At 51.1% G+C, this 270-nt stretch carries 1 protein-coding gene; it reads left to right on the top strand.

The window, feature by feature from the left end; translation table 11 throughout:
* Positions 1–270, top strand: a 270-nt coding sequence (locus HBA93_RS21275; RefSeq protein WP_221724589.1) for a peptidase dimerization domain-containing protein, incomplete at both ends; no start/stop codon positions are given.

Genomic DNA, 270 nt, shown 5'->3' on the forward strand with positions numbered 1-270 from the left:
ATTCATCTCTGGTCAGAGATTGAAACCGGCAAAATTTCAATTGAAGCGGGGCCGCGCATGGCTGACGGTAAAGCGATCAATATTGCGGTTCATGGTACCGGTACACATGGTGCTTACCCGAACCGCGGTGTTGATCCGGTACTCGCATCGGCCGCTATCTTATTAAATTGCTCGGCATTGATCAGTCGCGAGATTGATGCGGTTGAGCCTGCGGTGCTGACATTCGGGCAAATCCATGCCGGTGAAGCGGGAAATGTTATTCCGGATATT

This window comes from Ochrobactrum sp. SFR4 (genome assembly GCF_019730395.1).
GTDB lineage: Bacteria > Pseudomonadota > Alphaproteobacteria > Rhizobiales > Rhizobiaceae > Pseudochrobactrum.